Raw genomic sequence first — 12,514 nt, 5'->3', positions numbered from 1 at the left:
TCTATCATTAAATTATGGGATGTTCTTTATTCACATTGATTGTTTGTTGTAGCCAATAACAACCAAAAATTGAAACCCATAATCCACTAAATACGATTCCATCAAAACGCAACAAAAAATCATCGGTAAGGTTGGAGCTAAAAAAAAGAAAGAAGAAAAAAAGAATCAAGACGTTTTTTAAACTAAACCCTAAATAACCAGGCAATGATAGATAAACTAAAACTATCACTGGGCCTAATATTCCGAATTTCAACAAAAAATCCAAAAACTGATTGTGTGTAGGATATTTATTTCTAGCCAAATAATGTTGATTTGTTTTCTCGAAATATTCTATTAATTTGTTTTTTCCCTCCGATGCCCCTACCCCTACAAGAAGATGCTCTGAGGAAAGTTCCCATGCTGATTTCCAAATAGAAAGACGAGTAACAAATGCACTCGAAAGTTTACCCTCAGGATTTTCAATTTCATCAAGTTTACCAACCTTATCCATATAAGAAAAGGCTATGGAACCATATTTCTCTTTCATAAAGGGATTCTTTTGAATAAAAACAAAAAACACACCTCCCAATAAAAGAATTAATAGAGTAGATATTCCAATAACCCTCCTGAGATTATATTTACTGAAAACTTCAGAGTAAAAAACCAATACATAACCAATAAGCACATTGATCAATGCCATTCTTGTATTTACAAAAAGAATAATGAAAAAGGAAAAAAGGAAAATGAATATACTAGCTATTCTTATGATTATTTTTTCCTTGAGACGGAAACTATAAAAAATGAAAAAGAGACTGCATACACTAACAAAAGCTAAATGCATATTAAGAGCTGGAGCATGTATTCCTACACTATCTGAAAAAACATACCCCATTTCCCATAAATCTTTTCCGCTTAAATATTTATCCATTAATTCTGAATGCAAAACATTAAATCGGACAAAGAAAAAAAGCAAAATAATTGTGGTTATCACACTATAATATCGAAGAATTTTATAAAACTGAACCCTCTTATAATTCCCTAAAATAAATAGTGGGAAAATAAGGAGAGAACTGTATTTCTCTAACGATTTTAAACCTTTAAGATAAGAGTCATTATTCCAAAACATGACAATTTCCAGAATCAAAGGTGACGCGATAAGCAATCCTAAAACCAGAGATTGTTTAGTATAATTCAGTTTTTTGATGAAAAATAAATTAAAAACAGCAAATAATATGATCAACAAAGTACATGGTTTTCTAAAAATCATTGCAATGGCAAGCAATACCAAAAAAACGTTGATTATTTTATTAAAGTTTTTTTCTGAAATGGTCATAGTATAATGCATAGTAAATTAGAGGAAAAACACCTATTTTATGTCGAACTGCCGACCCTAAATCAGGTTCAAAAATGCCTTGAACAATAAAAAAAGCAAACAAAATCAATAAAATCCAAAGCTCATAATCGTTCTTTATTCTATCCTTTATACATCTTGAAAACCGAACAAAAAGAATGTAAAACAAAAAAAGTTGCCAAAAAACAAAAGCCAAAATTTGAGGAGAAAGAATATGTTTAAAGCCGTTTACCGGAATATTTACTGAGAAAAAACCATATACAATTCCAATGGCTTCACCATACCAAGTATCTGGTTTTAATGGAGATATAATGCTAGAATTGGCATCTACTCCATTTAATCTTGCGTTATTTACTATTTCTCTACTAATTTCTGAAAAATAATGTCCTTCTATGACTCCATAACTTAACGACAAAAATATGGCAATAAGTAATCCATAAAAAATAGTATTGAGCGTTGTATTTTTAAACTTTACAAAACTTATACCATACATACCAACGGATATAATTGGAATCAAAAAAAAGTAAGGCCTGTAAAAAACTCCAAAAAGAGCCAAAAAAAACAGGGATAAAAAGACAGATTTCTTAAATGAAATTCTCTCACTTTTATATATAAATACAATTTGTGCAACAAATAAATAGGTTATAAATTCTTTAGAAGGCATTGACATAAAAACTGCCATCATAAGTATTCCTATATAGATGAGTACATTTTTTATGTTAAGCTTCTCAAAATCATAAGGTATTCCTATTCTGTATAAGATATACATCAAAATAGGAAATTGAATTAACCCTACTATAGGAAAAGGTAAATAACGCAAACCCGTTATCTTATAAAACAATATGGTTAGCGGATAACTACCCAAAAAGCCTATTTCATTCCCTTTATCTAACGCAATAACTACAGCGTCATAAAAGAACCGTTTTGGTAATATATAGAATGCAAGAACTGCAACCAATAAATTGAGTATCAATAATGCAATAAAAGTTGCCGTATTTCTTTTAATTAAAATTGACATGATTATATTATTGTTTGATACAAATCTATGTGTTTATCTACCATAAATTGTATGTCGTATTGCTTAGCTCTTATTTTGCAGGCATTAACAACCTCTTTATAATAATTCTGATCCTTGATTAGCTTATCAATATGAAAGGCTAGTTCGCTAGCATTTCCTTTTTCAAACAAAATACCAGCATCTTTAACAACACTTGCCATTCCTGGAACGTTTGAGGCAATAAATGGTTTTCCAGAAGCCATGCTCTCTACAGCTACTAAACCAAATCCTTCCCAATTTGAACTTAAAAGGGATATATCAGCTGTTTTTAACAGCTTTGGCACATCCATTCGCGCACCCAAAAATAATACTCTGTCTTCTAATTTAAGCTGCTTAACCAAGTCTTTGCAGTTTTTTCTTAAAACTCCTTCCCCTACCAGCATTAACTTTACATTGACAGGCAAAAATTTCAATGCTTTTATAACTGTTTCCTGATCCTTATGCTTGCTAAATCTAGCAACTTGAATTAGTAATGTATCTTGATCGCTAAATAGACTTGAAATGTTTCTTTTAGAATAAGGCTCAGCATCGTATATTTCTTTTAGATTAACCCCATTCTCAATTACAACAAACTTCAACTGTGATTGTTGGGTGTATTGATATAATATTTGAGAAACCTCATCTGTAATACAAACTACTTTACAGTAAAATCGGTAAATAAATCGATCTATTTTACTTAATAGATAATTTTTCATGCGAGGATTTGTCGTAGTATGCTCAGTAAGTATCAATTTAATTTTAGAAAAGGACAACAGCTTTGCAAAGACAACCCAATATTGTGAAGGAAATAAATGTACATGAGCTATATCATATTTTTTCAGGAAAGGAATTAATCTAAAAACCTGTATCGGATTGTATTCTGAATTTAGCCCTAAAGAATAAATCGAACAACAGTCGAGCTCTTTTAATACTTGCATAAAAGGACTTTCGGTGCCATTCAGTACCAATAAATCAACCTCAATTCCTTTTTTTCTATAAAGAGGTATAGTGTCCAAAAGTAATTTTTCGGCGCCTCCAGATGCTAAATTGTTTATAATATGTACTATTTTCATTCTTGGGGGCATTCAAATTATCTAATTCAAAAAAACGTTCACTTGATCCTTTTTGTAAATCACAATCGCAGTAATACTGTTCCAAAAAATTGAACTAACCACAAATGCAGTTGCAGCTCCAATCATACCATACTCAGGTATTAATAACCTATTCATAAGAAAATTAATAAACACGGTAACTAACAATATAATTTGAAAAATATGTTGTCTACCCGTCATATTCAAATAAATCGGTGCTGTGCCAAAAGCAGAACAGATTCCTTGACCAATAGCTAAAATAAGCAAAGCATTCTTTGCAGCTACATACCCTTTTCCGAAAAAACCTAAAATATACTCTGGAAAAAAACAGATCATAAATGCTATCGGAAAAGTCAATAGAAATATTAAACGTGAGGCATGTTGAACTGTTTTAATCAAATCCGTTCTGTTTTTGCTAAAAAAATATTCAGAAATTTTGGTAGAAACCGTAATATTTACTGTGATAATCACCATCGAAAGAATGGTAACTAATTTAACGGCTACAGAGTAAAATGCCACTGTAGAATCATCTCTATATTTTTTTAAAAAGAGAATATCAAAACTCATTAATAAAAACAGAGCCATTCCGCTAATTGCGATGGGATATGACTTAGAGAATATTTCTTTATACCCAAAATTTACAGTTGCTTTCTCAACATTTGCTTTGCTAAAATAGAAGAAAACAATAATAGTGGTTATAAAAGAAAGAACAACAAAACCCAACAAAAAAACCTCAACCAAATAGGTTTCTAAACCAAAATAAAAGAGCAAAATTGCTCCAATAATCAATGGAATATATTTGATAGTATTTCTAAAAAGTTCGGCTACATAAAAATGGTCTAATGCGCGAAAAACTTCTGTATTCAAAGTAGTTAAACCATAAAAAAACAACACCAGTACCGATTTTAAAAGAATATCGTAAACTCTTGAATCAGAGAAATAATTGTTTATAAATTCCTCATTGATACTCCAAAATATCAAAAGAAATAAAACTGACATCGTCAGTAACATTCCTAGCATTTTAGTATAAACTTTTTTTATTCCTTCTAAGGTATTCTCTCCTATAAGTCTACCTTTAAAATACAATATCGACTGGTCGCATCCCAACAAACAAATGCTCCCAATTACAAGAAGGAAAGAACGAACAAAATCATATTGTCCAACAATTTTTGGAGAATAGGTTTTGGTAAGAAATACAGTGAATCCAAATAATGTTAATAACCCACAAATTCTAAAAATCAAAGTGATCAAACTTTGTTGAATAAATGAATTTTTGATTATTTTCAGTAATTGGTTCTGAATTTTTTTTACCATATTTCGCTCGCCATACTCATTATTTACTCCAAACTTGCTTTTGCTTTTAACGATTGTTTTTTATAAAAAGCTATAAAAAAGCTTACGAAAACAAAAAGACCAACTAAAAGTAATGGTAAGATAAAAATCAATTTTCCTTTTACGCTCTTATTGTTTTTTATGTTCAAAACCATTCCTTTGTCTTTAATGGTTTTGTCTGTATTGTACTGCTCTATCTTTAATTCCCCAATCAGATCAGTCAAAGAATCTTTGTTTTTAATAACTTTATCTAAATTCAAATTTTCATTATAATAAACCAGTTTTTCATTATTAGGATGATTGCTAAAAGTTCCTGTAAACCGATTTATAATACCATCTATTTGAAGAATTGTCGCTTCTTTTATTTTTATACTGTTTTGAATATTCTGCAAATTGATTTTTTTGTACTTATCATAATAACTACTTGCATTTAAATACTTTAAAAGGGGGTCAATTGTATTTTTTGAAGAAACGACGCCTCTTGTATTTATAGTAATGGCATGAAGCGCATAATTTTTACTGGTAGTTGTTTCTTTAACAATAGATTTAAGATCACCATTTTGTGCCATCAATTGCAATAACTCCAAACTTTTACTGTCTTTGTTTTCATTGATCAAATTATATATATCTATAACTGGTTCAATAGAAATATCTACAATTTTAGACGGCTTTTCGATTCCAATAGATTTTAAAAACAAAGTATCCCTTAAAGCAATTTTTGAGTCCAAAAAATCAATTTTAGAATACAGATAATCTGTCGATTTAAAATTTGGAGCCACCATCACTTTCTGTTCATAGCTGGAGTCTACCTTCTTCAAGAAAAACCCAATTCCAACTCCAATGATGATTAAAACAGATACGACAATAGCATTTTTTACAAAAAATCGAATTATTCTAAACAGCAAAGTATTAATCCATTCAAAGAAATCCCCAATTCTACTAAAAACCGTCAGTAGATCAATCTCTGGATTCTCTGAATTATTCTCTCTTTTTGTACTCATGCTGCCTTTTTATTTTATATTAAAAATTTGTTCAAGTATCTTAATTGTAATCAAATAGGTCGGTTTTACACCTGTGGTTCCTAATCCCCCTGATGCTAATGTGCTTCCAGTTTCAAGTGGGTTATCCGAAGCATAATATGCATAACGCACTTTGATATCATGAGGAACACTTTTTCTAATTTTAGAAGCCGATTGTATGGCTTTTTGATAATAAGAGCCTTCCATTTCCAGACCGATAACTCTCCAGGTTGATTCATGAAAGAACTTTAATAAATCTTTGTTTTGTAACGATGTTCCCAAAACCGTAACCATTGGTCCTGCAAAAACCGCTATACCATTACCCTCAAACATGCTAGCTGTCAATTCATTTTCGAAAAAATAATTATCTGCAGTTCCCTCATTGATATGGGCGTTCGGAATCATGATATCTCCTTTTCCTCCTTCTAGAATCCCTGCTTTTCCCATAATAGAAACCGATTCTACTCGAAGTAAAGTTTCTTTTTTAAACGGTTTCAATAACTCGTCTATTGTTTCATACGCTTGCTCTCCAAAGGCATAATCCATAACGATAAGAACGGGTTTTTTATCCCCAAAACTTGCTGTAGGAAAGGATGTTTTAGACCAATCTATTTTGGCTGTATCAAAAATTTGAACATCTATGTTAGTTCCCGATGTATCGGGTAAAGCAATCATTCCTTGTTTCAACGCTACGGCTTCTACTAAATTTCGAACATCATGAGCTCCAGACTTGCTTAACTCTTCATAAATAAAGAAATCAGATTTGTCTTTGAACTTCGTTTTCAAAATAGGTGTGGCAAAAATAGAATTCATCACCGAGTGCATATTGGCACTAATCACATGAATCGGTCTATCTAGCAGTTGATTGGCTTTCAAAATTTCCTTGATGTTGGTTGCCCAAACTTCTCCATGAATATGATGACCCAAACGTTCTCTTAGAATAGGACTAAACGTAATTGTTCTTTTATTATTGTCAACTACCTCTTCTATAGCCAGTTTCCCTAACCAATAAATCACGTGCAAAAAGCGATCTGGGGCAGTTTCGGTTCCAAATGCATCATAAATATTCAAAACTTCCTCAAATGTTCTCCCTAGAATATTTGCAGCATGAGAAATAGCCTTTTCTTTTTCTATAAGGCTCAATTTTTTGATTTGAGATACCGCTATTTCAAGTTTTACCCAATCACGAGATACTTCACCCACATCATCCAGTAAAACCCTATTTTTGATTTTATGCGATTCTATGAAAATAAATGTCAAATGGGTCAAGATATCATAAATGTCTGATCGCCCTCGAGTGATTTCAACATTCATTTGTTCTTCATCAATTCGGTAGCAATTGCGGCGTCTTTTTGGCGGAACTATCGCTTTAAAATGCGATTTAGAATATCCTTCATCCGAAGTTAAATTAATAAAACGGCACTCCTCTATTCCTACAGGAAGACGCTCTATAACATATAATAACCCATTTAATTCGACTTTCTCTTCGGCAATATTTCCATAAATTTCTGGCCTTAAAGCTAATAAAGCCTCTCTTAATGTATCTCCAGAAATTCCCATTGGTTTATAAAAACCTCTATTAAAAAGATGGCGCATCGTAATGTACATTTTTTCGATTGCTGCCGATGATTCCTGTGCTCTGGATCTGGATATGTTTTTAGTCTCTTTCATATTTTTATTTTATCTGCCTCACTATATTTGGTATAATTAGCATATTAACATGGTCTTTACAACCCATTTCGATAATGCTTATTATCCCCTTTTATATTTTTTAATTCTCAAATGTATCGTTTTTATTTTTGGCTTAAAACCGTTGCAATTTTCCTATCATTAGAAAGCCTTGGTATTTTGTTTTGCCCTCCCAATTTTCCTATAGATTTCATGTACTCTTGAAAACCATTTTTGTTCACTTTGGTAATGACCAGTTTTTTCAAAACATGACCTACAATCAAATCGTCATAATAAATGTTTTGTTTACGCATGGCATTATCTAGCGCTTCCGCAAAAGTGTCACTATCCTCGGGTTCATTTTCAAATTCGATAAACCATTCATGGTAGGGTAATCCTTCAGTTGGAGTAATTTGTGGAGCAACAGTAAATTCATTAACCCGTACATTTGTTCCCATCATGGCTTCTTTCAAAGCGCACTCGACTTCTTTTCCTATAACATGTTCTCCAAAAGCCGAAATATAATGTTTAATACGACCCGAAACTATAACACGATACGGTTTCAAGGAAGTAAACTGAACCGTATCTCCAATATTATAACCCCAAAGTCCGGCATTAGTCGAAATAATTAGAACATAATTAACTCCCAACTCAACTTCGCCTATGGTGTATCGCTTTGGGTTTTCGGTATAAAACTCTTCACTTTTTATAAATTCGTAAAAAATTCCAGCATTCAACAGCAACAACATTCCCTTTTCTTTCTGGGAATCTTGATAGGCAAAAAAACCTTCGGAGGCTGGAAATAATTCAATACTGTCTACTTTTCGACCTATTAAATTTTCGAATTTTGCTCTATATGGTTCATAATTCACCCCACCATAAATAAACAAATTAAAGTTTTTAAAAATATCTCCAACTGGTTTAGCTTCGCTCAGTTCGTCTAAGGATCGGGTTCCGACTCTTTGTTGTAGTTTTTCAAAATACATTTGCACCCAAGAAGGTATTCCTGAAATTACAGTCATATCCTCATTAATTGTTTCATTTACAATAGCATTCACTTTGGTTTCCCAATCTTCAATACAATTGGTTTCCCAAGAAGGCAATCGGTTTTTTTGCAAATATTTTGGAACAAAATGAGCAACAATCCCAGACAATCGACCCAATTTTATTCCGTTTTTTTCTTCTAAAATAGGGCTTCCCTGCAAGAAAATCATTTTACCATTGACAAAATCTGCTTTCTTGGTTTCGTGTATATAAAGCAAAATTGCATTTCGAGCCGCTTCTATATGATAGGGCATTGATTCCTTGGTTAACGGAATGTATTTGGCACCCGAAGTAGTTCCCGAAGTTTTGGCAAAATAAAGCGGTTTACCTTTCCAGAGAATGTTCTCCTCCCCTTTTACCACCCTATCTACATATGGTTTTAAGTCTTCATAATCTCGAATAGGAACTCGTTTTGCAAAATCCTCATGAGTGTTTATCTCATCAAAATGATGGTCTTTCCCAAATTGGGTTTGTTTTGCTTCTTGTATTAAATTTAGAAAAACAGCTTTTTGGGTTTCTATCGGAGTATTGGCCCAAGCCTGTGTCTTTTTGTAAATATTTTGTGCAAATAGTTTTGCGGCAACCGATTTTAGTGACATTGTATTGGGCTTTATTTTAAAATTGTAGTGTTATTTTTCGATCAGATAAAATCTATTGTTTAGGATATAACATTTTATCTAAAAGTTAACACGAATTGTACAAATTTACACAAATCTGTAAGCTTATTACTGTTTGTGCAATTAATTTCAAAAACAGATTAATCGCAATTTAAGAAATTTGTGTTCAGTTTTGTACTTATACACATAAGATGATATTCTATGTAATTTCTCTTATTTTGCCTTCTTTTTTGAATTTGGAATTTCAGGTTTAGACTTTTCTTCTTTATCCACTCTTTCCCTTAATTGTATTTCTTCTTTAGAAGCTGACAAATCAACAGGTTCAGGCGTTTCAGCTGTACTTGAAAGTATAGAATCTTTATTGAATTTAGCGTATTCTAAATCGCCATTCAGTACTTTTTGAATCGATTTAATGTAAGCTTCATTTTTCTTTAGGGCATTAGACAGAGAATCTGATTTTAATGCCAAAACCGTAGCATCTTTTTTTAGTTGAGTAGAAGAATAACCTGGGATATATTCTCTTAAAGGGGTAAATGCAATTAAAACCGTGGTAATAGAGATTAAGAAAATAGCACCTAGTGAAAGTGAGACAAAAACACTCATGATATTCAACTTAAAAGAAAAAATTTCTTCAAAAGTATTCTCATTCAAAATTATTAGTCGGTTTTTGATTAATAATTTATCCAAAAGCTTTTTTCTTTTCAATCGATTACTGGACATGGTATTTGTTTAAGTTACAAATATAATAATTAAAAACGTTGCCAACACTAGCCTGTTTTAAGGAGTTCCGTGGTTAACCTAACAATTTTACCAAATATTTAACGCTTTCTAAAGTAAATAAATCAATCAAAATGAATGCCTATTAAGTTATTCTATATACATTTGCACATTAGATTCATTAACAAATTTGCTACGGCATTAAAATATTCAATCATGGGAAGATTAGGTCTTACAGAAATCCTTGTTATTGTTGCAATCATTATATTACTTTTTGGAGGTAAAAAAATTCCAGAATTAATGAAAGGTCTAGGAAGCGGAATTAAAGAATTCAAAAACGCAGCCAAAGACGATCAACCGGCTGATAAGAAAGAAGATAAAGAAGAAGAAAAAAAATAAAAAAAAGGCTTTTCAAAATTGAAAAGCCTTTTTTTTGTCTTTTAAATAACCATTGTCAACTGAATCCTTTTCCTATCCTCATCAACCTCCGTTACTTTAACCTGAACATGTTGGTGTAATTTTACCACTTCGTTGACATCGCTCACAAAACCGGCTTTGAGCTGAGAAATATGTACTAATCCGCTTTCTTTCAAGCCAATATCTACAAAACAACCAAAATTGGTAATGTTATTAACAATACCAGGCAAAATCATTCCTGCTCTCAAATCTTTGATTGTTTTTACATTAGGGTCAAATTCAAAAACTTTAGCCGATTTTCTAGGATCCAATCCTGGTTTTTCAAGCTCTTTAATAATATCTTTTAATGTTAATAAACCTATTTCTGGTGTAATATAATTTTCAGGTTTTATTAAAGCCGTTTTTTCTTTATTGGCAATCAAATCATTTACAGAAAGTTTCAAATCTTTGGCCATCTTTTCAACAATAGCGTAGGCTTCAGGATGCACAGCCGAATTATCCAACGGATTCTTTGCATTCGAAATTCGGATAAAAGCTACTCCTTGTTGATAAGCTTTGTCCCCCAAACGAGGCACTTTTTTGAGTTGTTTTCTATCTGTAAAAGGTCCATTTTCAGAACGATAATTTACTATATTTTCAGCCAGCTTCTCTCCTATTCCACTCACATAGCTTAGCAAATGTTTACTTGCCGTATTGATATTTATTCCAACAGAGTTCACACAACGAATCACCGTATTATCCAGTTCTTCTTTAAGCTTGTTTTGATCCACATCGTGTTGGTACTGCCCTACACCAATGGCTTTTGGGTCTATTTTTACCAATTCGGCCAACGGATCCGATAATCGTCTTCCGATAGAAACCGAACCTCGAACCGTAACATCATAGTTAGGAAACTCATCTCTCGCAATTTTAGAAGCCGAATATACAGAAGCCCCTGCTTCTGAAACAATGAAAACCTGTACCGGTTTATCAAAAGCAATTTTTTTGATTAAGAACTCCGTTTCTCGGGAAGCCGTTCCGTTTCCTATCGATATGGCATCTATTTGGTAAGCATTGACCATCGAACGGATTTTTTTTATCGCCATGGCTTCCTCCTTTTGCGGAGCGTGCGGATAAATGGTTTCGTTGTACAACAAATCCCCTTTCTCATCCAAACAAACCACTTTACAACCTGAACGAAATCCTGGATCTATTGCCAAAATTCGTTTTTCACCCAATGGTGGGGCAAGTAATAACTGTCCTAAATTGTTAGCAAATACCTGAATAGAATTAGTATCGGCTTTAGCCTTAGCTTCTTGTAATGTTTCATTCGAAATTGCTGGATTCAACAAGCGTTTGTAACTATCCTCAATCGCCAGTTGAATATGTGGTGTAGTACTATTTTCTCCTTTTATGACTAATTCGTCAATTATGTCGTAGGCATCGTCTAATTCAACATCGACTTTGAATTTTATAAAACCTTCATTTTCGGCACGCATTATAGCCAACAATCGGTGTGATGGTGCTTTTGTTAGAGGTTCTGACCAATCAAAATACTGATTGAATTTCTGGGCACCTTCCTCCTCTTTTTTAGACTTAACCACTTTGGTTGTGATAGTTGCTTTGCGTTCAAACAGTCGTCTAAGTTGTTTTCTAACGTAGATATTTTCATTAATCCATTCAGCAATAATGTCTCTTGCACCTTGCAGAGCCGATTCTTCATTAATCACATTTTCATTCAAATATTGAGTAGCCAGAAAATCAACATCATCCTTACCTTGAGCCATAATAATCTTTGCCAAAGGCTCTAAACCGTTTTCACGGGCCACATCTGCCTTAGTTCTTTTTTTCTTTTTATAAGGCAGATAAAAATCTTCCAATTCCTGTAAATCGAAACTTTTGTCAATTTTAGCAAATAAATCCTCATTCATGACTCCTTGCTCCATAATTGATTTTAAAATTGCTTCTTTTCGTTTTACAATCACCTCATATTCTTTTTGATATTTGGCTATTTGCTCAATAACAATTTCATCCAGATTTCCGGTTTTGTCTTTTCTATAGCGTGATATAAATGGAATTGTGCAGTCTTCCTGTAATAATTGCACCGTATTTTGAATATTGGTCGTTGCTGTGCTAACGTATTTTGAAATGAATTGTAAGTTGGTCATTATTTATGCTGTAATTTTTATACTGTAAAAATAGAAAAAGGAATGTATTTCTGCTCGTTTAATTCTTTTTTTGCTAATCGCAAAAAATTCTCCCGG

10 protein-coding genes are annotated in these 12,514 nt (G+C 32.3%); 1 reads left to right on the top strand and 9 read right to left on the bottom strand.

Annotated features, from left to right (window positions below):
- Positions 1 to 7 precede the first annotated feature (7 nt).
- The 8 genes from OZP08_RS03560 to OZP08_RS03525 all read right to left on the bottom strand — a co-directional run bounded on the left by OZP08_RS03560 (position 8) and on the right by OZP08_RS03525 (position 9,857).
- Entirely contained in the window at positions 8 to 1,312 is a 1,305-nt protein-coding gene (locus OZP08_RS03560) for an O-antigen ligase family protein (protein ID WP_281323008.1), read from the bottom strand.
- Positions 1,287 to 2,348, bottom strand: a complete 1,062-nt coding sequence (locus tag OZP08_RS03555) for a hypothetical protein (protein ID WP_281323007.1) — start codon at positions 2,346 to 2,348, stop codon at positions 1,287 to 1,289. The genes OZP08_RS03560 and OZP08_RS03555 overlap by 26 nt, the downstream gene beginning before the upstream one ends.
- A gap of 2 nt (positions 2,349 to 2,350) precedes the next feature.
- Entirely contained in the window at positions 2,351 to 3,439 is a 1,089-nt protein-coding gene (locus OZP08_RS03550) for a glycosyltransferase (protein WP_281323006.1), read from the bottom strand.
- 21 nt (positions 3,440 to 3,460) lie between these two features.
- Positions 3,461 to 4,771, bottom strand: a complete 1,311-nt coding sequence (locus OZP08_RS03545) for an MATE family efflux transporter (RefSeq protein WP_281323005.1) — start codon at positions 4,769 to 4,771, stop codon at positions 3,461 to 3,463.
- A 23-nt stretch (positions 4,772 to 4,794) separates the two neighbouring features.
- Positions 4,795 to 5,790: a hypothetical protein gene (locus OZP08_RS03540; protein WP_268848380.1), complete on the bottom strand. Its 996-nt coding sequence runs from the start codon at positions 5,788 to 5,790 to the stop codon at positions 4,795 to 4,797.
- Between the two features lie 9 nt (positions 5,791 to 5,799).
- A complete protein-coding gene (locus OZP08_RS03535; protein ID WP_281323004.1) occupies positions 5,800 to 7,479 on the bottom strand; it encodes a DUF6909 family protein in 1,680 nt (559 codons plus the stop codon).
- 122 nt (positions 7,480 to 7,601) lie between these two features.
- On the bottom strand, positions 7,602 to 9,119 hold the full coding sequence (locus tag OZP08_RS03530; protein WP_281323003.1) for a GH3 auxin-responsive promoter family protein: 1,518 nt from the start codon (positions 9,117 to 9,119) through the stop codon (positions 7,602 to 7,604).
- Positions 9,120 to 9,350: 231 nt separating this feature from the next.
- Complete coding sequence (locus OZP08_RS03525) at positions 9,351 to 9,857, bottom strand: peptidase (RefSeq protein ID WP_281323002.1); 507 nt, start codon at positions 9,855 to 9,857, stop codon at positions 9,351 to 9,353.
- A gap of 213 nt (positions 9,858 to 10,070) precedes the next feature.
- On the opposite strand from OZP08_RS03525, the gene tatA reads away from it, so the two are divergent.
- Positions 10,071 to 10,253 carry a twin-arginine translocase TatA/TatE family subunit gene (tatA, locus tag OZP08_RS03520; protein WP_281323001.1) on the top strand — a complete coding sequence of 61 codons (183 nt, stop codon included), beginning with the start codon at positions 10,071 to 10,073 and terminating at the stop codon, positions 10,251 to 10,253.
- Positions 10,254 to 10,294: 41 nt separating this feature from the next.
- Here tatA and OZP08_RS03515 read toward each other — a convergent pair whose 3' ends face one another.
- Positions 10,295 to 12,418 (bottom strand): Tex family protein, encoded by a 2,124-nt coding sequence (locus OZP08_RS03515; RefSeq protein ID WP_281323000.1) that lies wholly within the window; start codon positions 12,416 to 12,418, stop codon positions 10,295 to 10,297.
- Between the last annotated feature and the right edge of the window lie 96 nt (positions 12,419 to 12,514).

Source organism: Flavobacterium aestivum (assembly GCF_026870175.2).
Classification (GTDB): Bacteria; Bacteroidota; Bacteroidia; order Flavobacteriales; family Flavobacteriaceae; genus Flavobacterium; species Flavobacterium aestivum.
The sequence above is the reverse complement of the archived record's forward strand: the minus strand, read 5'-3'. Positions and strand labels throughout refer to the sequence as shown.

Excerpts from the sequence above, each read along its gene's own strand:
- OZP08_RS03560 (WP_281323008.1), bottom strand. The coding sequence starts at position 1,312 with ATGACCATTTCAGAAAAAAACTTTAATAAAATAATCAACGTTTTTTTG.
- OZP08_RS03555 (WP_281323007.1), bottom strand. The coding sequence starts at position 2,348 with ATGTCAATTTTAATTAAAAGAAATACGGCAACTTTTATTGCATTATTG.
- OZP08_RS03550 (WP_281323006.1), bottom strand. The coding sequence starts at position 3,439 with ATGAAAATAGTACATATTATAAACAATTTAGCATCTGGAGGCGCCGAA.
- OZP08_RS03545 (WP_281323005.1), bottom strand. The coding sequence starts at position 4,771 with ATGGTAAAAAAAATTCAGAACCAATTACTGAAAATAATCAAAAATTCA.
- OZP08_RS03540 (WP_268848380.1), bottom strand. The coding sequence starts at position 5,790 with ATGAGTACAAAAAGAGAGAATAATTCAGAGAATCCAGAGATTGATCTA.
- OZP08_RS03535 (WP_281323004.1), bottom strand. The coding sequence starts at position 7,479 with ATGAAAGAGACTAAAAACATATCCAGATCCAGAGCACAGGAATCATCG.
- OZP08_RS03530 (WP_281323003.1), bottom strand. The coding sequence starts at position 9,119 with ATGTCACTAAAATCGGTTGCCGCAAAACTATTTGCACAAAATATTTAC.
- OZP08_RS03525 (WP_281323002.1), bottom strand. The coding sequence starts at position 9,857 with ATGTCCAGTAATCGATTGAAAAGAAAAAAGCTTTTGGATAAATTATTA.
- tatA (WP_281323001.1), top strand. The coding sequence starts at position 10,071 with ATGGGAAGATTAGGTCTTACAGAAATCCTTGTTATTGTTGCAATCATT.
- OZP08_RS03515 (WP_281323000.1), bottom strand. The coding sequence starts at position 12,418 with ATGACCAACTTACAATTCATTTCAAAATACGTTAGCACAGCAACGACC.